20 protein-coding genes are annotated in these 23154 nt (G+C 61.7%); 15 read left to right on the top strand and 5 right to left on the bottom strand.

Annotated features, from left to right (window positions below; genetic code table 11):
* The first annotated feature begins 2 nt into the window (after nucleotides 1-2).
* The 4 genes from IE111_RS02050 to IE111_RS02035 all read left to right on the top strand — a co-directional run bounded on the left by IE111_RS02050 (nucleotide 3) and on the right by IE111_RS02035 (nucleotide 7156).
* A complete protein-coding gene (locus IE111_RS02050) occupies nucleotides 3-2663 on the top strand; it encodes a TRAP transporter large permease (protein ID WP_189606818.1) in 2661 nt (886 codons plus the stop codon).
* Nucleotides 2664-2977: 314 nt separating this feature from the next.
* Nucleotides 2978-4984, top strand: coding sequence for a methyl-accepting chemotaxis protein (locus IE111_RS02045; protein ID WP_189606817.1), 2007 nt, complete (start codon nucleotides 2978-2980; stop codon nucleotides 4982-4984).
* Nucleotides 4984-5583 carry a 1-acyl-sn-glycerol-3-phosphate acyltransferase gene (locus IE111_RS02040; RefSeq protein WP_189606816.1) on the top strand — a complete coding sequence of 200 codons (600 nt, stop codon included), beginning with the start codon at nucleotides 4984-4986 and terminating at the stop codon, nucleotides 5581-5583. The genes IE111_RS02045 and IE111_RS02040 overlap by 1 nt, the downstream gene beginning before the upstream one ends.
* Before the next feature lie 235 nt (nucleotides 5584-5818).
* Nucleotides 5819-7156 carry an MFS transporter gene (locus IE111_RS02035; protein WP_229805132.1) on the top strand — a complete coding sequence of 446 codons (1338 nt, stop codon included), beginning with the start codon at nucleotides 5819-5821 and terminating at the stop codon, nucleotides 7154-7156.
* A gap of 99 nt (nucleotides 7157-7255) precedes the next feature.
* Here IE111_RS02035 and IE111_RS02030 read toward each other — a convergent pair whose 3' ends face one another.
* Nucleotides 7256-7441 (bottom strand): hypothetical protein, encoded by a 186-nt coding sequence (locus IE111_RS02030; RefSeq protein ID WP_189606815.1) that lies wholly within the window; start codon nucleotides 7439-7441, stop codon nucleotides 7256-7258.
* A gap of 679 nt (nucleotides 7442-8120) precedes the next feature.
* Between IE111_RS02030 and IE111_RS02025 the strand changes: the two genes are divergently transcribed.
* From IE111_RS02025 to tdh, 3 genes are all read left to right on the top strand, one after another.
* Nucleotides 8121-8642: a DinB family protein gene (locus IE111_RS02025; RefSeq protein WP_189606814.1), complete on the top strand. Its 522-nt coding sequence runs from the start codon at nucleotides 8121-8123 to the stop codon at nucleotides 8640-8642.
* Nucleotides 8643-8779: 137 nt separating this feature from the next.
* Entirely contained in the window at nucleotides 8780-9967 is a 1188-nt protein-coding gene (locus IE111_RS02020; protein WP_189606813.1) for a glycine C-acetyltransferase, read from the top strand.
* Nucleotides 9964-10989, top strand: coding sequence for an L-threonine 3-dehydrogenase (gene tdh / locus IE111_RS02015; RefSeq protein WP_189606812.1), 1026 nt, complete (start codon nucleotides 9964-9966; stop codon nucleotides 10987-10989). The genes IE111_RS02020 and tdh overlap by 4 nt, the downstream gene beginning before the upstream one ends.
* A 32-nt stretch (nucleotides 10990-11021) precedes the next feature.
* Here the strand turns inward: tdh and IE111_RS02010 are convergent, their stop codons facing one another.
* Nucleotides 11022-11537: a hypothetical protein gene (locus IE111_RS02010; protein WP_189606811.1), complete on the bottom strand. Its 516-nt coding sequence runs from the start codon at nucleotides 11535-11537 to the stop codon at nucleotides 11022-11024.
* Nucleotides 11538-11767: 230 nt separating this feature from the next.
* Between IE111_RS02010 and IE111_RS02005 the strand changes: the two genes are divergently transcribed.
* The 4 genes from IE111_RS02005 (at nucleotide 11768) to IE111_RS01990 (ending at nucleotide 14144) form a co-directional block, all read left to right on the top strand.
* Nucleotides 11768-12172, top strand: coding sequence for a VOC family protein (locus IE111_RS02005; protein WP_229805130.1), 405 nt, complete (start codon nucleotides 11768-11770; stop codon nucleotides 12170-12172).
* Nucleotides 12173-12199: 27 nt separating this feature from the next.
* Nucleotides 12200-12451 (top strand): hypothetical protein, encoded by a 252-nt coding sequence (locus IE111_RS02000; RefSeq protein ID WP_189606810.1) that lies wholly within the window; start codon nucleotides 12200-12202, stop codon nucleotides 12449-12451.
* Nucleotides 12448-13446 carry a questin oxidase family protein gene (locus IE111_RS01995; protein WP_189606809.1) on the top strand — a complete coding sequence of 333 codons (999 nt, stop codon included), beginning with the start codon at nucleotides 12448-12450 and terminating at the stop codon, nucleotides 13444-13446. Before IE111_RS02000 ends, IE111_RS01995 begins: the two co-directional genes overlap by 4 nt.
* 134 nt (nucleotides 13447-13580) lie before the next feature.
* Nucleotides 13581-14144 carry a hypothetical protein gene (locus IE111_RS01990; protein WP_229805122.1) on the top strand — a complete coding sequence of 188 codons (564 nt, stop codon included), beginning with the start codon at nucleotides 13581-13583 and terminating at the stop codon, nucleotides 14142-14144.
* A gap of 89 nt (nucleotides 14145-14233) precedes the next feature.
* Here the strand turns inward: IE111_RS01990 and IE111_RS01985 are convergent, their stop codons facing one another.
* Nucleotides 14234-14686, bottom strand: coding sequence for an Lrp/AsnC family transcriptional regulator (locus IE111_RS01985; protein WP_189606808.1), 453 nt, complete (start codon nucleotides 14684-14686; stop codon nucleotides 14234-14236).
* Nucleotides 14687-14824: 138 nt separating this feature from the next.
* On the opposite strand from IE111_RS01985, the gene IE111_RS01980 reads away from it, so the two are divergent.
* Nucleotides 14825-16231 (top strand): aminotransferase class V-fold PLP-dependent enzyme, encoded by a 1407-nt coding sequence (locus IE111_RS01980; protein ID WP_229805119.1) that lies wholly within the window; start codon nucleotides 14825-14827, stop codon nucleotides 16229-16231.
* On the opposite strand, the gene IE111_RS01975 is transcribed toward IE111_RS01980, so the two are convergent.
* Nucleotides 16228-17343: an aminotransferase-like domain-containing protein gene (locus tag IE111_RS01975; RefSeq protein WP_189606807.1), complete on the bottom strand. Its 1116-nt coding sequence runs from the start codon at nucleotides 17341-17343 to the stop codon at nucleotides 16228-16230. The genes IE111_RS01980 and IE111_RS01975 overlap by 4 nt on opposite strands.
* A 70-nt stretch (nucleotides 17344-17413) precedes the next feature.
* Nucleotides 17414-18634, bottom strand: a complete 1221-nt coding sequence (locus IE111_RS01970) for a multidrug effflux MFS transporter (protein ID WP_189606806.1) — start codon at nucleotides 18632-18634, stop codon at nucleotides 17414-17416.
* A gap of 308 nt (nucleotides 18635-18942) precedes the next feature.
* Here IE111_RS01970 and IE111_RS01965 point away from each other — a divergent pair, with 308 nt between their 5' ends.
* The 3 genes from IE111_RS01965 to IE111_RS01955 all read left to right on the top strand — a co-directional run bounded on the left by IE111_RS01965 (nucleotide 18943) and on the right by IE111_RS01955 (nucleotide 23122).
* Nucleotides 18943-20238, top strand: a complete 1296-nt coding sequence (locus IE111_RS01965) for a ferredoxin reductase family protein (RefSeq protein WP_189606805.1) — start codon at nucleotides 18943-18945, stop codon at nucleotides 20236-20238.
* Nucleotides 20235-21008: a cytochrome b5 domain-containing protein gene (locus IE111_RS01960; RefSeq protein ID WP_189606804.1), complete on the top strand. Its 774-nt coding sequence runs from the start codon at nucleotides 20235-20237 to the stop codon at nucleotides 21006-21008. Before IE111_RS01965 ends, IE111_RS01960 begins: the two co-directional genes overlap by 4 nt.
* Before the next feature lie 155 nt (nucleotides 21009-21163).
* Nucleotides 21164-23122, top strand: a complete 1959-nt coding sequence (locus IE111_RS01955; RefSeq protein ID WP_189606803.1) for a methyl-accepting chemotaxis protein — start codon at nucleotides 21164-21166, stop codon at nucleotides 23120-23122.
* Nucleotides 23123-23154: the final 32 nt, after the last annotated feature.

Below are 23154 nucleotides of genomic sequence, written 5' to 3'. Positions count from 1 at the left end.
CAATGGAGCTTTTATTTCTCGCCATTCTGGTGTTGACGATGGTGGTGGCCCTGTCCTCGGGTTTCCCCGTTGCATTCGCGTTGCCGGGGTCGGCCATCCTGACGATCTCGCTGGCCGCATTTTGCGGGTACTTCTTCGCCGGCAGTGCCGATGCCTTCTTCGTGGAAGGGGGGCCGGTGCAATGGTTGAATGCCGGTATCACGAACTTCCGAAGTGTGTACTGGAATGTCGAACGGGACACCCTGATCGCCATTCCCCTGTTTATTTTCATGGGCATCATGCTGCAGCGGTCCAAGATCGCCGAGGACCTGCTGGTTACCATGGCGCAGATGTTCGGACCGGTTCCGGGCGGTCTGGGCATTTCCGTGGTACTGGTCGGTGCCTTGTTGGCGGCCACGACCGGTATTGTCGGTGCCACTGTCATCGCCATGGGCATGATTTCGTTGCCGGCGATGTTGCGTAACAACTATTCCCACTCGCTGGCGACCGGGACCATCTGCGCGTCCGGGACACTGGGACAGATCATTCCTCCGTCCATCGTACTGATTATTCTGGCCGACCAATTGGCCAGCGCGGCCGACCAGGCCAGCAATATCCGCGCGGCCGACTATAAAGCGGCGACGGGTGAATTCTCCATGCCTTCAACGCTGGATGTTACCTCGACCAGCGCGGGTGACATGTTCATGGGGGCCATCATTCCCGGTCTGCTGCTGGTAAGCCTGTATATACTTTATATTCTGATCACAGCTCTGATCAGTCCCAGAAAGGCGCCTCCGGTACACTACGACGGTGCCTTCAACCGCACCTTTTTTATCGGTGTCTTCAAAGCCCTGTTCCCGCCACTGGCACTGATCATCCTGGTACTGGGGTCCATTCTTCTCGGTGTGGCCACCGTGAATCAGGCCGGTTCCGTGGGGGCCATCGGTGCCATCCTGATGGGAGGCTACCGTCTCTATGAGGGTCGACACCGTTACCTTCCCGTTCTGTTGACCGGCATAGGCCTTCTTGTTCTCACCGTGTGTTTGTCGATCTGGGATCTGAACGTCAAGAGCATTGGTAGCGCGAATGAAATGGCCGGTATTGTGATCGCAGCCTTCGCCGTTGTGATTCTGATGGTCGGTATTCTATGGAGTCTTGTACGAGTACACCGCATCGATGAAACCTTGCTGGGCGTCATGCGCGAGACGGTGAAAACCTCCAGTATGGTATTCATCATCCTGATCGGGGCCGCCATGCTGACCGCCGCCTTCCGGGCGTTCGGCGGCGAAGAACTGGTGCGTCACTTCCTGACCGGGTTGCCGGGCGGGTTCTGGACCCAGTTTATCGTGGTGATGATCGTGATTTTCGTACTCGGGTTCTTCCTCGATTTCATCGAAATCGCGGTGGTCATTGTGCCGCTGGTCGCTCCCATCCTCCTGGCCGCACCGGATGCCAACGTAACGGCCGTCTGGCTGGGTGTCATGGTCGGCATGAACCTGCAAACCTCTTTCCTGACGCCGCCGTTCGGTTTCGCGTTGTTCTATTTAAGGGGTGTGGCACCGAAAATCGTCAAGACGCTGGCCATCTATCGCGGCGTGATTCCGTTCATCGGCTTGCAGCTGTTGGCTCTGCTGATTGTGGGTCTGATGCCGCCGCTGGTGAACTACCTGCCCAACCGCAATTTCCTGTTGTCGGAAAACGCCCCGCCCCCGATGAACCCGAAACTGCAAATGTGCATCGAGGACGAGTTGTTCGACTATTACGAGGACAACGAAGACGAGCTGCGCCGCGCGGTCTCCGATCTGCGCTCGGCGAATCTGGCGTTACTGCCGCAGGAGTACCGTGAGGATCTCGACGAGAGTTTCGGCAAGGTATTGGGTGTCTTCGGTCAGGTGGAGGAGATTCAAAGCGCCGAGGAAAGCATTGACGAACAGGCTGACAGTTATCGGCCCGTGCACACCGAAGTGCGCAATATCGAGCGTGACATCGCCCGTCTGGAAGCCGAAATGGAGGAGAAGAACGAGGCCATCCTGAACGAGCGGTATTCGGACAATCCGAGCGAGCGCCGCATGGAGAACCTGCGTGAGGACATTGCGCACCTGGAAGAGGTTGTGGTGGCACTGCGTGAGGAGATCCCCGATGATTGGCGCTCCACCCGGTCGGCCTTCCAGGAGGTCCAGCGTTCGGCCCAGACGCTGCGCTTCCAGTACCGCAACGCGGTCGATCAGGCGTATGAGCCGGTTCGCGAGGTGTTGGATATGCTTCAGGCGACCGAATCACTGGCGGGCGAAGAGCAGGCTTTGATGGCTCTGGAGTCGGTCCTGCAGGGCGGTGACGCCGAAGCGGCCATGGCTGAAGTCGAGGCTGTGGAGGATCGGATGAACGAGATCGCCGGTGCCGGCGACATTCGCTCCAGTTTGGCCCGGGCGCGTCGTGCCTTGCGCGGGGACGCCCCGGAGTGGACCGAGGCGCGCGAGTATTATGCCGAAGCCCGATCCCTGTATGCCGGGGAACTGAGCTGGCGTCGTGAGGCCAGTGCCGACCTGCTGCCGGCGCTGCGCGAGTATCACGATACCATCCGGTATTCGATCGGCCTGCGCCAACAGGATCGGATGCCGAAAGACCTGGCTGTCTCCGTAGCCGGCTGTTTGTCGCATCATGAGGATATTTCGCTATCCTTCTAAATAAGGGTTGCGGGTCGAACTGGATAAAGTGCCAGTCGCCCGCACCGGGTACCGGGTCAGACCCTGCTGGGTCGCCGTGAATACACCGATACGTCGGACCGCCCTGTAGGCTAGGCGGCGGCAGCCGACCGCCATGGATGGCGGAAGTGCCGGTTTTGCAGGAGCAAAAACCGGCCATGCCGCCGACTACCCTGCAGTGTCTAACCCGGTACCCGGCGCTCGTAACGATCTCGATGTCGTACGGGTAGGGCATATGCATAACCGCACGGATATTCAACAACAAGAACAAGCCGTGCTCGCATGAGGGTCTGCTCATGAAACTCAGTCTGGTACAACGGGTGGGTCTTGGTTTTGGCCTGCTGATTCTTCTGGTCTTCCTGATTTCCGGCGCGTCCGTTCGCGGACAGCGATCCGTGGGTGAACAGATGGCGCAGGTGGGGGGCTTTTACGGCCAACTGCTGGCGTTGTCCGGTCAGACGATGAACGGTATCCAGAACATCAACCGGTTCAGCGGGGAGTTCATCAATACGCGGGATCCGTCCCGACTGGAGGCGCTTGCGGCGGATATCGAGGCCGAGGTGACCCAGTTTCGCCGCAATCTCGGGGAACTGACCCGATTGACGGAGTCGGATGCGTCGGCACAGGACCAGTTGGAGCAGGCGCGGACCGCGGCGGAGGACAGCATCGCGGCGGCCGAGGCCCTGGTCGGTCAGCATCAGGCCTGGCTGTCGACCCTGGCGCATGAGAACGAGCGATTCGAGGCCTGGCAGCCCCGCTTCGAGCAGCTCCGCGATGCGCTGTTCGAGGTCAAGCGTCGATTGGGGTTCTCGCAGGCCGATGTGTCGTTCAATGAGGCGCTGAATCTGGTTCAGGAGCGCGGCGAGTCGGCGGATCGGACGTTGAAGCAGGTGCCGGGGACCAATGACATCGAGCAACAGATGCGGCCCATGGGCGAACAGCTCCAGGCGGATCTGGAGGTCATGCGAGCCCAGCTCGACGAATACGCCGAGGATCGTGCGGAGGCTGTCGAACAGTTGCGTCCGGTGGTGGCTCCGTTCGAGGTGGCCATCGAGAGCGATGAGGGCTTGTATCGGACGCATTTGTCGTTGTTGCAACTCGACCGCGAACGGCAGGCGGCGGTGGGGCAGCTCACCAACCGGGTTGATGATGCGGTGGTGACGCTCGAGTCGCTGAACGATGCCCTGGTGGCCGCTTCCGAGGATGCCGTGGCGCAATCGCAAACCTCCATTAACCGGAATCTGCAGATGACGCTGGCTATGGCGGCCGTGGCCGTGGTGTTGGCGGTGCTGCTGGGGTGGGGCACGTACCGCTCGATCCGCCGGTCGATGTCACCTGTCTTGAATGGCCTGGGGCATCTGTCCGAGGGAGACCTGACGGTCGATCCCCTGTGCGAGGACGGTACCGAGCTGGGTCGCATCGGCACCGGTGTGAACCGGTTGGCGTCGACCATGCGCAGTATCCTGACCTCGATTCAGCAAAACGCGGACGAACTCAAGGGTGTCGCCGGAAACTCGGACGAAGCCGGCAATCTGATGCGGGATTTCGCCGAGCGCCAGGCCGATCGGGTCAACGAAATGGCCGAAGCGATGCGCGAATTCCAGCAGGCCGTGGGCTCGGTGGCGGCTTCGGCCGAGGAGACGCGGGCGCAGGTGGACGAATTGAACGAGGTCAGTCAGGAAAGCGCTCACAGCGTGCGCACCAGCAGCGACATGATTGGCGAACTGAACCAGGAACTGGATGAAGCCACGCAATCGATCCGTCAGTTGGCCGACGCTTCGGATAACATCGGTACCATTGTCGCCACCATCCAGGGCATTGCCGAACAGACCAATCTGTTGGCGCTGAATGCGGCGATCGAGGCGGCCCGTGCCGGCGAGCAGGGGCGAGGCTTCGCTGTGGTGGCCGACGAGGTGCGCAGTCTGGCCAATCGTACCCAGCAGAGCACGGACGAAATCAATCACATGATCGAGGCGGTGCAAAAACAGGCCGAGGCGGTCAGCCAACTGGTGGAGCGCAATCAGTCGAAGGCGGTCTCCTGTGTCGACCGGACCCGGGAGGCGGTGGAGGCCATCGACAGTTTTACCGCCAAGTTGCAGCGGGTGACCGAGATGACCGAAACCATCGCCTCGGCTGCGACCGAGCAGGCGCATTCCACCGAGAGTGTGATGGGCGATATCGACGGTCTGCAGGACGACAGCGGTCGCTTGCTGGAACAAAGCAAGGGGCTGCAGGATCAGACCCATCGCCTGAATGACATTTCCACTCGCCAACACGAGCAATTGAGCCGGTTCAAGACCTGATGTCCGACGTTCGTACACGAACCCCCGAGCGTCCGGCGCATTGGCCGACCCTGGGTAACGGCTTGACCCGCTGGCTGGGCCGGACCGGTTTGGCCTGTCTGGGCTGGCGTGTTCAGGGCCGTTTGCCGGACAACGATAAGCTGGTCATCGCGGTGGCGCCACACACCTCGAATTGGGATTTCTTTGTCGGCGTTTTCGCGTTACTGGCGATCGGTGCGCGCATTCAGTGGTTGGGCAAGCACAGTATTTTTCGCTGGCCGGTGAACGGTCTGTTGCGGTCGCTGGGCGGTATTCCGGTGGTGCGGCATGCGGCCAAGGATGTGGTGGCGCAGGCGGCGGAGCAGTTCGACGTTCAGCCCCGGTTGTTGCTGGCGTTGTCTCCGGAGGGGACGCGGCGGCATTTGGGACGGTTGAAAACGGGGTTCTTGCGGATTGCCAAGCAGGCGGGGGTGCCGGTGTTGCCGGTGGGGCTGGATTATCCGTCGCGCACCATCGAGATTGGTGAGCCCTGGGTGCCGGATGGGACGCTGGATGAAGACGAACGGGCCTTCTACCATTATTTCCAGGCCTACCGGGGACGCCACCCGGACCAATACTGAACTCCATGTGCTCTGGCAACGTACCGTTTACGTGCGAAATACGGTGCCGGGAATCCGCCTCCGCTACCAGGTACACTCTTCCAGGGTCGCCGTGAACCCATCCATGGGGGCTTGACCTCGGCATCCATGCCTCACACACCCCTTCCAGAGCATACCTGGCATCGAAGGCTAACCAAGCTCGGACTCTCCCACACTACATTTAACCAAAGACATCAAACCGCAGGAGTCACGACACATGACTGAACAGACCACACATCCAGGCGAGGACGACAGCCGCATGCTGGGCTGGTTGTACGACCGGGCCGTGGGGGAAGAGGACGCCCGGGTGTGCAAGGACATTCCGGAGTCGGCCTGTCGTCATTTGCCGCGCAATTTCTTTGGTTATCTGGTGGCCAATACCCTGAGTAAGGTGGCGGATGAGTTGAGCAGTGCCCGTTTGATCCTGCCCTGGCTGATGGGCGCTCTGGGGGCGCCGGCGGCGATGGTGGGGTTTCTGGTGCCGATTCGCGAGGCGGGGGTGCTGGTGCCGCAGTTGATGGTGGCGGCATGGGTTCGGGGGATGTCCCGGCGCAAGGGTGTGTGGTTACTGGGCGCGGCGTTGTCGGCGCTGGCGTTGTTGGGGATGGGCTGGGCGGCCTGGCGTTTGTCCGGGGCGTCGGCCGGTTGGGCGTTGATCGGGTTGCTGGTGGTGTACAGTCTGGCTCGCGGTCTGTGTTCGGTCTCGGCGAAGGATGTGTTGGGCAAGACGGTGTCGAAGGCGCGGCGCGGGACGGTGATGGGCTATGCCTCGGGGATCTCGGGTGTGGTTGTGTTCGGTCTGGGGATTGCGCTGGTGGCTCTGCCGGGTCTGGTGGAGGATGCGACGCTTCTGGCGGGGCTGTTGGTGGTGGCGGCTGTGTGCTGGGGGCTGGGATTGTTGGCGTTCGCCCGGATTCGGGAGGAGGCGGGCGCCACGGAGGGTGGTGGCAATGCGTTGTCGGTGGCGTTGCGGCAGTTGTCCATAGTGCGTACGGATGCGGCCTTTCGGCGCTTTGTCTGGGCCCGGGCGTTGTTGTTGAGTGTGGCCCTGGTGCCGCCGTTTTATGTTCTGTTGGTACAGCAGAGTGGTGGCGGGGCCCTGGGGCTGGGCGGTTTGATCATCGCCAGTGGTCTGGCTTCCAGTGTGAGCGCGCCGATCTGGGGGCGTCTGAGTGATCGCTCGAGCCGGTCGGTGATGATGGCGGCGGCGGGCATCGTCGGTGTTCTGGGCGTTGTTGTGTGGCTGGTTGCTCTGCTGGGGGGCGATCTGGCGCGTAATGCCTGGGTGGGTGGAGCGCTCTACGCGGTGGTGATGGTGTGTCACGGGGGTGTGCGTCTCGGGCGCAAGGCGTATCTGGTGGATATGGCGACCCAACAGGATCGGGCGACCTATGTCGCGGTCAGCAATACGCTGATCGGTGGGCTGATGCTGGTCGGCGGACTGGTGGGTGTGCTCGGCGATGTCTGGGGCACGATGTCGGTGATCGGTGTACTGGGTGTTGTGGCTTTGGTGGCAGTGCTCCAGATACGCCGGCTGGATGACGTTCAGTCATAATTCGGGTGTCGAGAAGTACGAGCCAGTGCCGGAATCAACACGGACAAGCCGGTAAAGCGAGCCGGCGCGCCCGCAATCAAGCAGGCGTGGCGCGCGGTATCACAGCAGGTGGGGGTTCATTCGTTTGTATTCGCGCAGGGCTTTACGAGCACGTTCCACCTCGTTGTAGAGGCGCATGCGCTCTTGCTTGTCACCCGTGCCATTGGGGTTCTCTTTGACGAACTGGCGCTTGGCCTCTTCGGCTTCGACGATCGCCTGTTCGAGCTCTTGTAACTTCTCGTCCATAGTATCCCTCGTTGTCACACGGCGGCCTCCAATGGGTTGGATGGCCACGGAATGTCCCGATTGCAATGTACCTCTCGTTCAAAGGTTAGAACACTGCAACCATTTACGCTATCGGCCGGGGGCCGGCCAGGTTTCGCCAGGCTCCCCAGGGTAGTTCGTCACGGTTGTACGGCTCCGGGCGGAGGTTGGAGCCATATCGGTCGGATGCGGGCGCAAAAGTGTATGATTCGTGAAGCTTTTTCAAGCTTTTATTGCGGGCGCATCGTTCGATCAAACCCTGTTTCAACGATATGGTGTCGTTGTGCCAACTTTCGACTCCCGTCCCCACGGAAACGTTCAAAAGCTGATCGGAGAATCCGGCTACCGTCCCTGTACGAGTGTTGTAACAAACCTCGATCACTGGACGATAGCATCGGACATTGACCTATATCGCAAAATACTTGCCAATGGTGCCTATTGTTTAGATTTTTGTGATTGAATTCAAACCTTTAGCGCATCGGAACGCCGGTCGAAGTCATTATTTTTGATTTTTCTAATCAATAAGACGCTTATTGACGGGTATGACGGGTCTCGTCGGTCCTCCATGCGATTGTCGGATCGACCCTCTTCGCCTACAGTAACGGCGTGCGATGGCCTAAAAAGCGAGTCATTCGCACCCACCTGCTTCCGGGAGCGACCGATGACGTCACAAACTGGCTTGCAGCGGCATCTGGCCGCCATGACCCACTTTCACCATCTGGCCTACGAGCGACTGTTCGGTGTGTTGGAGACGCTCACCGATGAACAGTATCGAGGCGAGCAGGCACTGTTCTTCGGCAGCATTCACGGCACCGTCAATCATCTGCACCTGGTCGATTGTCTCTGGCACTGGCGCATTCAGGGGGTCAAACCCGAATTTTGGGTGACCGGTCTGGACATGGAAGTGGAAGCCGATCGGAACCCACTGTTCCAGCGAACCCTTCAGCGTTCCGAATCGTTCCGGCGACTGGTCGCGTCCATGAGCGAAGCCGATCTGCTGACCAACATCTCCGCCCGGACGATGAGCGGCGGCACCATTGAACGCCCCGGTCACCTGATGGTGATGACGGTGGTCAACCACGGCACCCATCACCGGGGTCAGATATGCGCCGCCCTGACCCGGATGGGCATTGAGTACCCACCCCTGGATATTCCGTTCTTCGAGGAACTGGTTCAGCACTGACCCTTGTCCAGTCTCCCTTACAGCCCCATTTGCCTCCTGACAATGCCAGCCCTTGCTTTTAAGCCCGTGAATATTAAGGCTTGGGGGTTTTTCCAAGGGCCGACAGAGATGGGGCCCACCCTGCCAGGAGATCGTGAATGTCCCGTAAGTTACTCGAAGCACTCCCCGACCAGCTGGAAGTTCTCAAACAGGAAGGTCTGTACAAGGAAGAACGCGTCATTCAATCCCCGCAGTCCGCCATGGTGCGTACCGACGATGGCGAAGTCATCAACCTGTGTGCCAACAACTACCTGGGGCTGGCCAACGACCCGGCGTTGATCGAGGCGGCCAAGCAAGGGCTCGATCAGTTCGGGTTCGGTGTGGCGTCGGTGCGGTTCATTTGCGGCACCCAGTCCGTGCATAAGGCATTGGAGGCGCGCATCAGCGACTTCCTGGGCATGGAAGACACCATCCTGTATTCCAGTTGTTTCGATGCCAACACCGGCCTGTTCGAGACCCTGCTCGGACCGGAAGACGCGATCATTTCCGATGCCCTCAATCACGCTTCCATCATCGACGGTGTGCGGCTGTGCAAGGCGCGTCGTTATCGCTATGCCAACAATGACCTGGCCGAACTGGAGCAGCACCTCAAGGACAGCCAGGATGCCCGTTACCGGCTGATCGTCACCGACGGCGTCTTTTCCATGGACGGCGTCGTCGCCAACCTGCCCGGCATCTGCGACCTGGCCGAGCAGTACGACGCCCTGGTCATGGTCGACGACAGCCATGCCGTCGGCTTTATGGGCGACCACGGCCGGGGCACGCCGGAGTTCCATCAGGTGATGGATCGGGTACACATCATCACCGGCACCCTGGGCAAGGCGCTCGGCGGTGCCAGTGGCGGTTATACATCGGCCGCCAAACCCATCGTCGACTGGTTGCGCCAGCGTTCGCGGCCTTACCTGTTCTCCAATTCCCTGTCGCCGAGCATCGCGGCCGCGAGTCTGGCCGTGCTGGACCGGATCGAGAACAGCGATCAATTACGCGCCAAACTGTGGGAGAATACCACCTACTTCCGCGAGCGGTTGCAGGCGGCCGGATTCGAACTGGCCGGCCGGGACCATCCCATCATCCCGGTCATGGTGGGCGACGCGGCCCTCGCCACCGAAATGGCGACCCAGCTGCTGGCGCGGGGCATTTATGTCATCGGCTTCAGCTACCCGGTGGTGCCCAAAGGACAGGCGCGTATCCGCACCCAGATGAGCGCGGCCCTGACGCGCGATCAACTCGATGTCGCCATCGCCGCTTTTATCGAGGTCGGCCGCGAACTGGAGATCATTTCATGAAAGCACTGGCCAAACTCAAGCCCGAACCGGGCATCTGGATGACCGACGTACCCGAGCCCGAGGTCGGCCATAACGATCTGCTGATCAAAATCCACAAGACCGCCATCTGCGGCACCGATGTGCACATCTACAACTGGGACCACTGGTCACAGCAGACAGTGCCGGTCGGCCTGGTCACCGGGCACGAATACGTCGGCGAAGTCGTCGGCATGGGCATTGAGGTGACCGGCTTCGAGGTGGGTGACCGGGTCAGTGGCGAAGGTCACATCACCTGCGGTTACTGCCGCAACTGCCGGGCCGGTCGGCGTCATCTGTGCCGCAACAGCATTGGCGTCGGTGTGCAGCGGTCCGGCGCCTTCGCCGAGTATCTGGTGATTCCCGCCTTCAACGCCTTCAAGCTGCCGGACGAAGTCACCGACGACATCGCGGCCATCTTCGACCCGTTCGGCAACGCCGTTCACACGGCGCTGAGCTTTCCGCTGGTCGGCGAGGATGTGCTGATCACCGGTGCCGGTCCGATCGGCATCATGGCGGCCGCGGTGGCCCGCCACGCCGGCGCGCGTCATGTGGTGGTAACCGACATCAACGATTATCGCCTGGAATTGGCGGCTAAAATGGGCGCGACCCGTACGGTCAATGTCGCCCGTGAGTCCCTGGACGAGGTGACCCGCGCCATCGGCATGACCGAAGGCTACGATGTGGGGCTGGAAATGTCCGGTGTGCCGAGCGCGTTCCGCTCGATGCTGACGGCGATGAACCACGGCGGCAAGGTCGCCCTGCTGGGCATTCCGCCCGAGGAAATGGGCATCGACTGGAGCCAGGTCATCTTCAAGGGGCTGGAACTGAAGGGCATCTATGGACGTGAAATGTTCGAGACCTGGTACAAGATGGCCAGTCTGATCCAGTCCGGCCTGGATCTGACGCCGATGATCACGCACCACCTGCCGGTCGACGACTTCCAGGATGGCTTCGAGATCATGCGCAGCGGTCAGTCCGGCAAGGTGATCCTGGACTGGACCTGAGGTATACGGCCGGCGGGGCGAGCCCTGTCGGCCTAAAAATCCGTTCCCACCGATATCAGCGGGCCGATGCCGTGCTGGTAGCCCATTCCCACCGTCAGTTCCCCCATGGTGAATAACGCGCCCACGCCCGGAATCAGCTCCAGGTTGGCGTCTGCGTTGTCGCAAAAACGATTACCGGAAATGTTGCTCTCCACCACATCGCAACGGCTGGAAATCAGCATGCCCAGCGAGGTGTAGAAGGCGATGCGGTTATTGGGGGCATAGCCTTTCAGAATCGACAGGTAGACGGGAAAACCGACCAGGGTGTCTTCCGATACCAGCGTCATATCCGAGTGTGGCGGTTCATAGTGATGAAAATCGTTCGGCTGTTCCGATCGGGCCACCAGGCCGAATTCCCCGCCCCAGGTATCGGCCATGAAGCCGAACCCGAAATAGGGTGCATCGAAATAACCCATTCCGCCGCCGTAACTGCCCCAGACAAAGTCGTCATTGGCCAGGACCTGCTGGCCGGCCAACAGGGCCATTGCCACCATTAAAGTTCGCCACACAGTGATGCCCTCGGATCTTATCGGTGAATCCAGTGTGCCATTGTCCGGCTGAACCTCGGATGAAGCCAGTGTCTTCGGTCACTTGATTGCGATCGGTCACGGCCTGATAGGTCGGGCCAACGGCCGGTATAGATTTATTAAATAAACTAAAGTGTTTATTTAATAAAAATCCCGAGTATCCTTTTAGTCATCGCTGCAGACGCAGCCGGACAACAAAAAGGAGAATCGCTATGTACCTCGAACACGCCAACATCACCGTACCCGACATCGACGCCGCCACGCATTTCCTGCTTACCGCCTTTCCGGAGTTCCGCATTCGCGGCGGTGGCGATCGGGAAACAGGTCGCTGGCAGCATGTCGGTACCGACATCACCTACCTGGCCCTCCAACAGGAAAACGATCATCGGCCCGACCCTCGGACCCGCTACGTTCACGATGGCGTCCACCATCTCGGGCTCGTGGTCGAGGATGTGAAAGGACTGGAGCAGCGTCTGCTGGAAGCCGGCTATCGTCAGAACCCGATGAGCGAGGATCATCCCGCCCGTTTGCGCCGCTACTTTTTCGACGACGCCGGCATGGAATGGGAGTTCATCGAATACCTGACCGACGACCTTCAAGCCCGTAACGAATACTGATGATCGAACCCGAGGGAGGGTATGGCCATGAACGCCACCGTCACACTGATCCGCCGCCTGAACGAGCGCCGTGAACTGAACCGCTGGCTGCGCGAGGAGCGTCGCCACCGCTACGAACGTCTGCCGGTCTCCGACTGGATCGAGCGGGACATCAACCCGAATGGTCCCCGGCACCCGGTCCCCCGTGGACCGGTCGATACACCGGCCCCCGCACCGGACCGTCAGCGTAAATTGTTGCACTGGCCGGTGTTTATCGGACACAGCGGGGCAGCCTTATGACAACGCTGCAGACGTTGCTCGCCGAGGGCCGGCAATACGCCCCCACGTTCCGGAACGGCTTGGCCAATCACCTGCCAATGGCGTTGATCGCTCTGGATCGGCTGGGCGCGACGGACGACCGGTTGGAGGGGTATTACCAGCACTATCGCACACGGCTGGAGCCGTTTTCGGCTCTCGATCCCGACATCTGGCCGGAATGGTCGCTCGCCCTGGGACGGGCCGAGGCCTTTCCCCGGTTTCTGGCCCATTTCGAGGCGATCCTGGCTCGGGATGGCCGTGACCGGGTACTGCGCGACGCACTGCCACACCTGATGCCGGGTGTCTGCGCGTCCGCGTTCCATGCCCTGATCCGCCTTGCTTACGGTATCCGCCAGGGCGACGAGGCCGAGATCGCGCATGCGCTGGCCTATTGGGCGGCGGATTGGCAGGACCTGGGACCGGTTCAGACTCCGAGCGACCGAACCCCCGATCAACTGCTGACCGAACGATCCGCGCCGTTTGCGGACTACCGGTTCGGTGCCGGCATCATCGTCGACCGGATGCACGAAGTGAGCCGTCATCCGGATTTCGTGCTCGGGCTGCAGCAGCCTAATAGATTGGATTGGGATGACCTGGTCCGCCTGGCGCGTCGGGCTTTTCGCGACAGTGGCAACTTCACCATCCTGCACGGACTGACCAGCCTGCATGCGATGTGGATCATCCGCCCCTGGCTGGAGCAGGACGACGTCGCGCTGCGCTATTACTGGTTGGCGTATCTGGTCGCTTTCATCTCGACTCGCAAGCCGGCGCCCCGGCCGGAACCGGAGGCGCAGCCGACGATCGACCCGAACCAGGCCCGGGACTGGGCGATGACGCGCGACGACGATCACGACATCAAGCTCGTCTATACCTGCCTGGATTTCCATGAGAACGCCGATGAGGCACAGAAACCGTATTGGCTGGCCACCATCGAACGTCGCATCGCCGATCAGACCGCCGACGGTACCCGGATCTGATCGGGACGCAGGTCCGGGCCGAGTGACGGCTGCGTCACGTAATAACAATCCACCAACCTGGCTTTACACGATGCCGATTGATGGTCTCCGTGGAAGGGCGAACAATCGCCCGACATTCTCAAGGAAAGGCCTCAATGACTGTAGCAAGCCCGGAATATTCACTTGAAGACATCGACTACACGGCGGAAAACCAGCCGCCGGAAACCGCTCCGATCCCGCGGGAACCCGCCCGGCCCGAGGCAGGCATCGGCTGGCAACGAATCTACAAGAAATGGATGGCCGCGCTTTTTTCCACGCTTTTTTTTGGTTTGGCGCTCATCCTGTCGCTCTATGGCACCTATCACCTTGTTGTCGACCTGCTGACGTCCGAGCGCGAAGTCATCTCGACCGCCGTCCGTTCGATCAACACCCTGGTCATCGCGCTGGCCATGTTCGAACTCGGCGCGGGGATCAGCAAGGAATACAGCGGTAATGGCGATGAGGAAAATGTGTTCATCGATATCCGCCGAACCATTACCCGCTTCGTCGGCACCGTCTGCATCGCCCTGGTGCTGGAGGCTTTGATCATGATCATCAAGTACAGCCAACTGGAACTGGCGGGGAATCTGTATTACCCGGTGGCGATCCTGGTCGGCGCGGGGATACTGCTGATTTCACTGGGCGGTTTTCTGGCGCTTACCCGGGGGCAGACGGAGTAGGGCGGAAGCGCCTCAAGGGATTTCCGCCGTAAGAAGGGGAAGTGCCTGTTTCGGCCATCGGCGGACAACGCCCTTCGGGCTCTTCCGCCCTACACGGGGAGCTCGGTTGTGTATTTCAGCTGTTCCATGGCGAAGCTGCTGCTGACGTCGGCCAGTTTCACCCGGCTGACCAGTTGTTTGTAGAAGCGGTCGTAGGCGTCGATGTCGCGCACGACGACCCGCAGCAGGTAATCCACATCGCCGCTCATCCGGTAGGCTTCCATGACCTCGGGCATGGCCAGCACGGCCTCGGTGAAGTCGTTCAGCCAGCGGTCGTTGTGCTGATTGGTCTTGATGAAGACAAAGACATCGACCCCCAACTCCAGAGGCTGGCGACTGAGCAGGGCAACCCGGCGGCGGATGTAGCCCTGGTCTTCCAGCGCCTGAATGCGCCGCCAGCACGGGCTGGTGGTCAGGTTCACCTGTTCGGCCACGGCCTGAACGGACAGGGTGGCGTCGTGCTGCAACAGTCTTAAAATGGCGCGGTCGATGGCATCGAGCAAAATTTTTACCTCGAATGGCGATTATCGGCAAAAAACTATTAAAATTTAATCATTCCAGGGCATGGAATGGAATTCTTTTCGGCCCGAATCACGGCACACTGGCCTGAAACCCGATTCGACACACAAGGAATGCACCGCATGACCGCCCAACCCCGACCAACCCCGTCCCCCGACTGGCAACACCTGCGCGCCAACACCATCGGGCAGGACGATGACCGGCTCTACGCCGACTGGACCGCCAGTGGCCGGCTCTACCGGCCGATCGAGCGACGTCTGACCGAGGTCGCCGGTCCCATGATGGCCAATACCCACACCGAGGACAGCGTCACCGGCCAATACATGACCCGGGCTCTGCATGAGGCGGAGGAAGTCATCCGCGCGCATGTGAACGCCGACGCCAACGATGTCGTTCTGTTGACCGGAACCGGCATGACCGGCGCGCTTGCTAAATTGATCCGGTTGCTCGGGTTCTGGGTGCATGAACGCCATCGCGACGCGCTGATGCCGGACCGGGATCGGCGACCGTTGGTCTATGTCACCCATATGGAACACCACAGCAACCACACGCTCTGGCTGGAAACGCTGGCCGAGGTGTGCGTGATTCCACCGACCGAAAGCGGCGGGGTGGACCTGGATTGGCTGGCCGAATCACTGGATCGCCAACCCTCCGGTCGCCCCGTCTTCGCATCCGTCACCGCCGCCAGCAATGTCACCGGTGTCGCCGCGCCTTATCGGTCGATTGCCCGTCTGCTGCATCGGGCCGGCGGTTATTGCTTCGTCGATTTCGCCTGCGCCGCGCCCTATGTCGACATCGACCTGCACCCGGCCGACGATGAACCGCTCGATGCCGTCTTTTTCTCGCCGCATAAATGCCTGGGCGGTCCGGGGTCGGCTGGTGTGCTGGTGTTCAACCGGCATCTTTACCGCAATCGGGTACCCGACCAGCCCGGTGGCGGCACTGTGTTGTGGACCAACCCCTGGGGCGAACACCGGTTCCTGGACGACATCGTCCAGCGCGAGAGCGGTGGCACCCCCGGTATTCTCCAGGGGCTCAAGGCGGCGATGGCATTGCAGTTGAAAGAAACGATCGGAACCCGGGCCATGGGTGAACGTGAGCGGCAGTTGAACCGGCGGTTTTTCGACCGGCTGGATGCGATGTCGGGGGTGCGTCTACTGGCGGGCGACCAGCGCGATCGTCTCAGTGTGTTCTCGCTGATCTTCGAGCGGCTGCCCTACACCCGGGCGGTCCAACGGCTCAGCCTCGACTTTGGTGTCGAAGCCCGGGGCGGCTGTGCCTGCGCCGGTACCTACGGCCACTATCTGCTCGACATCGACCGAACCACCAGCCGGCGCATCACCGAACGGCTCGACCGGGGCGAACTGGATGCCAAACCCGGCTGGGTCCGGTTGAGTTTCCATCCGATGATGACGTTTGCCGAGGTGGACCGGGTGGCGGATGCCGTCGAAGCCGTCGCCACAGGCCCGGACAGCCCCGTGCACCGATCGTCGATCGACACGTCGGCGCTCTGGGGCGATTGGCTTTAACCGAATACCTGACCGAGCCGCCGACCGGCCTCGGCCAGTTGTGTTTCGTTGTAGAAGGCGAAGCACAGCCGCAGGCAGCGGGCCTGCTCGGGCGAGTCCGAGAACCGGTCTCCGGGGAGAAAACCGACACCCAGCTCCCGGGCGCGGGGCAGGCGTTGGGCTGTATCCGACGCCTCGGTCCAGCGTCCCCAGAGGAAGTAGCCGCCGCCCGGGATGGTGAATTCGAGTCGCCCGTCCAGATGCTCGGTCAGGCTGTCGGCCAGAACCGTCAGTCGCTTCCGGTAGGTCTCGCGCAATAAGTCCAGATAGGATTCGAGCCGTCCGTCTTCGATCAGGGGCCGGACCAAAGACGAGGTGACCGGCGCCAGGCCGCCGCCGCTGGCCAAAAGGGCGCCCTCCAGCAGGTGTTCGAGCGTGGCCGGGGTGCCCTGGATCCAGCCAAGGCGCAACCCCGGCGCCAGGATCTTGGAAAAGGAACCGACGGAAAACACCGTCGCCCGCTCATCGTAGCTGGCCAGCGGCGGTGGTGTTCGGTCGTTGAAATGCAGCAAGGGATAGACTTCATCGGCGACGATGGGACAGCCGGTCTCCCGACCCAGCCGAACCAGGGCGGCGCGGCGTTCGTCCGACTGGGTGATGCCGGTCGGGTTGTGAAAGGTCGGGATGGTGTAGAAGAACGCCGGACGGTGGGTGTGGATCAGCCGTTCCAGCGCCGCCAGGTCGACACCCCCGTCGTCCATGGGCACGGCCGTGACGGTGAAGCCGTGATCCGCCAGTTGGCGCCGGGCGATGAAATAGGTCGGGTCCTCGACCAGGACGGTTTTGTTGGTCTGGCCCAGTCGGGTGCAGATCATATCCAGCGCATTGGACGAGCCGTTGGTGATCATCAGCGACTCGGGTGCCACCTGTACGCTGTAGTGACGGCCGAGCCAGGCGGCCAGGCTTTCACGAAAACGCCCGTCGCCGGCTTCAAAGCCGTAAGCGAGGTTCTGCGTGTCCACGTGGTTCGATTCGAACAGGGCGGCGGGCAGCAACGCCGGGTCGGGTTGTCCGATGCCGAGTTCGATCCGGTCGTCCGGCGGTGTCAATTGGGTGATGGGTAGCGCGGTCATGCCAGTCCTCCTGCGTTCCCATCCAGTGTGGGCGAGAAGTGGTGCGGCATCAAATCCGGCCGGTCCGGTGTCAGCTCCGTTCCGCGACCGTCTCGGCGGTGTCGTCGTACTCCGCCATCCGGGTTCTCGGCAAACTCATCGCGGCGGCAAACCCGGGTATACAGACGAACAGCATGGCCAGGGTAATGCGCTGGATCGAGCCGTCCACCACCAGGGTCGACAGCGTCGCCAGACTCCCGGCGACGATGAATTGCATGGCGCCGATCAGGGCGCTCGCGGTCCCGCTCAGTTTGCCGAAATGCTCGAGGTAGGCCGCCTGGTTGTTCGGAGCGATGGCACCGATGGTGCCCCCGACCAGGATCATCATCGGCAGGAAGGCCACCAGGTGTCCGTTATCCACGGCCAGGAAGACATTCATCAGAATCAGCGCCGCCAACTGAACGGCGATGGCGATTTTCAGTAAATGCACAGGCGTGTGCTTCAGCAGCAAGCGCCGGTTGAGGGTGCCGAACACGCCCATCAGGACCACCCCCGAGGCGAACGCGGCCGAGAATTGCGGGTTGCTCAGGCCGAACCAGCCCTGGTACATGAAGGACGCGTGGGTGACATAGAGCATCACCACACTGAACCCCAGCGATTGAATGGCGATGTGACGCCAGGCCATCGGATGGCGCAGTACGGTCATGTAGTTGGTCAACAGGCGTGCCACCGGTTCCCGTTGATGGGGGCGCTCGGGCAGGTGACGCAGCAGGGTGACCCACAACAACATCGCCACGACCGCACTGTAGATGGCCAGAAAAATGAAGATCAGGGGCCAGTCGGCGAGCCACAACAGGGTCGAACCCAGGGACGGCGCTATGGCCGGGGCAATGAACATGATCAGGGCGATCAATGAGAACAAACGGGCCGCCTCGCGGCCATGGGCATTGTCCCGGACCAGGGCCGGGATGCTGACGGCGATCCAGCCACCGCCGAACGCCTGGATCAACCGCCAGGCGATCATCCAGCCCAGGTCGTCACTGGTGGCGATGGCCAGGGCGCTGACCAGGTAGACCGCCAACCCGGTCAGCAGGATCGGGCTGCGCCCGTACCGGTCCGACAGGGGGCCGCCCACCAGCAGACCGCCCGCCAGGCCGAATACATAGAGACTCAGTGTCAGCGCCACCTGGGTCTGGGTCACGCCGAGATCCTCGGCGATGACCGGAAAGGCGGGTAAATAGGCGTCGATGGCCAGCGGGCCGAGGGCCATGGTGGCGGCCATCAGTATCGAAAACTGCAGTGTGTTATTCATGAACATCCGGACATTTGGGTCGGTTCCGATGCGATCGGACCCGAAGCCAGGCGTATAGAGGCAAGGCCTGACCGATTGGACTGGTAATGGATCTATGATACAGGATTCCAAGCGCCGTTTCCGGGTACGCAGGGGATCTTTCACGCTGGCCGGGCGTCAAGTCCGGGCTACGGCCTGGCCGGATTCGCCTGGCGCGCGCGACCGGCTTGACGCACGTCAACATGGCGTTCGATTGCCTCGACCGGTGATTGTCGGGCAGGTCGAACAATGGCAATCTGGCATCAGGGAATCGCACATTGGAGCATTGGATGACCCTCTCCCGTTTCAAACCGGGCGACGTTCTGATTGTCGCCATCCTCGCTGTGTTGTTGGGTTGGCACTGGTCGTTGTGGCCGGAACTCGCCTCGGGCAGCAGCGCCCGGGTGCTCGATGCCCTGGGGCGTCTCGCCGGCGTGCTGGGTTTGGGGCTGATGTTGCTGGCCGGCATCGGCAGTGTGCGTCTGCCCGGCCTGGATCGTTGGTTCGGTGGTTTGCCCCGCCTGTGGACACTGCACCGCTTGATGGGGTTCGGTGGTTTCATTCTGATTCTGCTGCACGTCTGGAGTATGGCGTTTTCCGGCGTGGCCCAGTCGTTGGCGGTCGCGCTGGCGACGTTATTCCCGCCGATCAGTGACTGGGCCATCTGGTCCGGCTGGCTGGCTCTGGTGCTGACGGTCCTGTTTCTGGCGCCCACCTTCCAGTTTTTCGGACGGCTGCATTACCAGCGCTGGAAACGCCTGCATTTGCTTTCCGCGCCGGCGCTCGCGTTCGCCCTGGTCCATACGCTGTCACTGAGTCGGTGGTGGCCTCTGTGGCTGGTGCTTGGCTTGCTCGCCTTCGCCGCCATTGGCTGGCGCAAACTGCTGTCGCCTCACCTGGGACGTTCCGACTGGACAGTGGCCGAGGTTCAAACCCTGGTGCCCGGCGTCGTCGAACTGGTTCTGGATCCGGTGGACCGGCCATTGCGCTACGAGGCCGGCCAGTTCGTTTACCTGACGCCCTGGGATGAGCGGCTCGCGGCCGGATGCGGCGAAGAACATCCCTATACCCTGTCGTCCGCGCCCGACGATCCTCAGCTGCGACTGGGCATCAAGGATCTCGGCGACGCGACTCACGCGTTGCAAACCCTGACGCCGGGCAGCCGGGTTCAGATCGAAGGCCCCTACGGCGATTTCTACGAGCGCCATCGGCCGGGCACGGGGCAGTTATGGCTCGGCGGCGGTATTGGCATCACGCCCTTCGTCAGCGGTGCCCGGGCGTTGCGTGCGGACGGTCGGGAGGACATCCAGTTGTTCTACCTGGCACTGGACAGCAGCCGTGCCTACTATCTGGATGAATTGAAGTCCCACGCGGAGCGTTGCCCGGCATTCCGGGTCGAGGCGCATTATTTTCGTCAGGAAGGACCCATGACGCTCGCTTTCCTGAAACAACATTGCCCCGATTTCGCGCAGCGCGAAGTCTATCTGTGTGGTCCGCCGGGTATGGTGAACCACCTGAAGCCGTTGCTGCTTTCGGCCGGCGTTCCCCACTCGGCGCTCCACAGCGAGGTCTTTGATTTCCTATGAACCAGATCGCATACACCCTGTTCATCGCTTTCGTCAGCAGCGTGTTGACGCTGGCCGGCGTGGTCTGGCTGTCGCCTGGCCAGGCGATGGCTGAGACAACCCCGAACACGGTCTCGCTGCAGGAACTGGCGAGCCACGACAGCGCCGACAGTTGCTGGAAAGCCATCGACGGTCGGGTCTACGACATCACCGACTACATCAATTTCCATCCCACCGACCCGGAGGTGGTGACGGAGTGGTGCGGCAAGGTCGCCACCGACGCCTGGTATGACAAGGGCAATGGCCGGGCGCACAGTGCCCGGGCAACGGCGATGCTGGCGGAGTATTACGTCGGCGTGCTCGAAGGCGCCCAGGTGTCGGGTCCGCTCGAAGCCGTCGAACCCGAACCGGCCTCGAAACCGGCGTTGCCCTCGACCGGTGAGTATAAAGACGGAAGCTATTACGCCGAGTCCGAACCGAGCAGCCGCGGCTGGATCTCCATGGTTGAGATCAGTGTCATGAACGGTCGCATCATCGCCGTCTATTACGACGAGATTCAACGCGACGAAGAGGGCAACGTGACCACGCGCAAATCCGCCGACATGAATTACGCGCAACGGTGGCGGGGCGTCAGTGGCGGCGTTACCCAGCTGACCGCTTTCCCCGCCTATGCCCGGCAACTGGTGAACACCGGGGTACCGGAGGGCGTGGATGCGCTGAGCGGGGCGACCGGCGCCTACGACGGGTTTCAGGCCGTGGTGCGTGATGCCTTGTCGCAAGCGACGCCTTAGATCAACAACGCAAAGCGGACAGATGTGACACAGGGCGGACGGATTCCATTGCGAAACCGTCCGCCCGGATCTAGTCTTCAGGGATGTGGTGGGCGCGCGGGATGTGACGCAGCCACAAGGACTCGATCCCTGTAGTATCCACAAAGGAACCGACGATGACGTTCTGGAACCGACTTGCGTTGCGAACCCGCCTGTTCGCGGCCACTTCCCTGATATTGGCGACCGTTCTGATCCTGGTCGTTGTCCTGCAATCCAACCTGTCCGCCCGCGACCGTTTGACGCGTCTGCAAACCGAGGAGCTGCCCACCGCCCTGAACGGCATGGCGGCGTCCATCCAGGGGCGGTTGAATCTGGCACTGGCCGGCTCCGGAGCCCTGGCCAACAACACCTTCATCGCCGACTGGATACGCGCGGGTGCACCCGAAGGCCGTCTCGACGAGATCGGTGACGCCATGGCGCAAACCCAGTCGTCATTGGAGGCCTCGGCCGTATTCATGTCCATTCGCGTGGGCGACGAATTGCGCATTCTGTTTTATGAAGACGGCTCGCTGAACGCGCGCGTCATGTCCCGCGACAACCCGGACGACGCCTGGTATTTTCAGTTCGTCGAGCGGAGTCAATCGTACGAACTGAACCTCGATACCAACGCGTTCAGCGGTGACCAGTTGCTGATGTTCGTCAATTACCGCAGCGAGTTCGAAGACCGCCAGGGGCGACCACTCAATGTCGCCGGCGGTGCGATGAACATGGAACAGCTGGCGGCCATGATCCGCGACTACCGCATCGGCGACAGTGGCCAGGTCATGCTGGTGCAACCCGGCGGACTGGTCGATGTGCATCCGGATGCCGATCAGGCCGGGTCGCTGAACCTGACCGGCCGGGAACAGGCCGGCCAACTGCTCGACAATCGCGGCGGCGATGCCCGGGTCTTCGAGACCCGCTGGCAAGGCCGGGAAGCCTTCGTCGGTTCGGTCTGGCTCCCCAGCCTGCAACGGTATCTGGTCGCCGAAGTGCCGACGACGGACATTCGGGCCGACATCGCCGACAACCAAAAAGTTACCTTGATGGTGGCGGCGGTGCTGTTGCTGCTCGGTCTGGCGTTGTTGTACCCCATGGCCCGCGCTCTGGTGTCGCCGTTGACGGCGTTGCGCAATCAGGTCATGGCGGTGACCGAGTCGCTGGATTTACGGCAACGATTCACCACCTCCGACCGGGCCGAAATCGGCGAACTGTGCTCGCAGTTGAACCACTTGCTGACCCGCCTGGGGGACACCCTGGGCGAAGTGCGCGAAGGGTGCGACCATGCCGAAAGCATCGCCTCCGAACTCAGCTCCGGCGCCCGCCACACCACCGAGGCGTTCGAGCAACACCGGACCGAACTGGCTACGGTGGCGTCCACCATGGACGGCATCGCCGGCAAGGTGTCGGAAGTGGCGTCCAACGCCGTCGAGGCCGGGCAACGCTCGGAAGGCGGCAGCGAGGCGCTGCGTTCGGCCAGTCAGCAACTGGAAAGCAGTCACACCGCTATCGGCAAACTGGAACAGGACATGCTGACGGCGCGGGAACGCATGGACGAACTGCTCAAGCACAGCGATGAAGTGCTGCATGTGCTGGATGTGATTCAGGGCGTTTCCGAGCAGACCAATCTTTTGGCGCTCAATGCCGCCATCGAAGCGGCGCGGGCCGGTGAGCACGGCCGCGGTTTCGCCGTCGTCGCCGACGAAGTGCGCAAACTGGCGCAACGCACCCAGGATTCGACCAATGAAATCCAGGGCATCATCGACAATCTGCGCACCGCCAGTAATCAGGTCGCGGACCAGTTGCAGGTCAGTGCCGGCAGCAGCCAGGCCGGGCTCGAAAGCCTGGACCGCACCCGCGAGGAGCTCGAGGCCCTGAGTCAGCGCTTCCTGGAAGTACTCGACATGAACCGGGCGATCGCCCGCGACACCGCCGTACAACAGGATTCGATCCAGTCCGTGCACGAGGGGTTGCGGCATTTCTCCGAGCAGGGTGGGCAGGCCAGCACGCTGGCCGAACAGGCTCGGGCGGCGAGCGAACACCTGACCGGTCGCATGGCGCAGTTGAAAACCAAGGTTCAGGCCTTTCTGTGTTAGCGTCGGGCACCGAACACATCAGTCACCAGGCA

The organism is Saccharospirillum salsuginis (assembly GCF_014651855.1).
Lineage (GTDB): Bacteria > Pseudomonadota > Gammaproteobacteria > Pseudomonadales > Natronospirillaceae > Saccharospirillum > Saccharospirillum salsuginis.
Note: the sequence above shows the minus strand (reverse complement) of the source record. Positions and strands in the feature narration are given on the sequence as shown.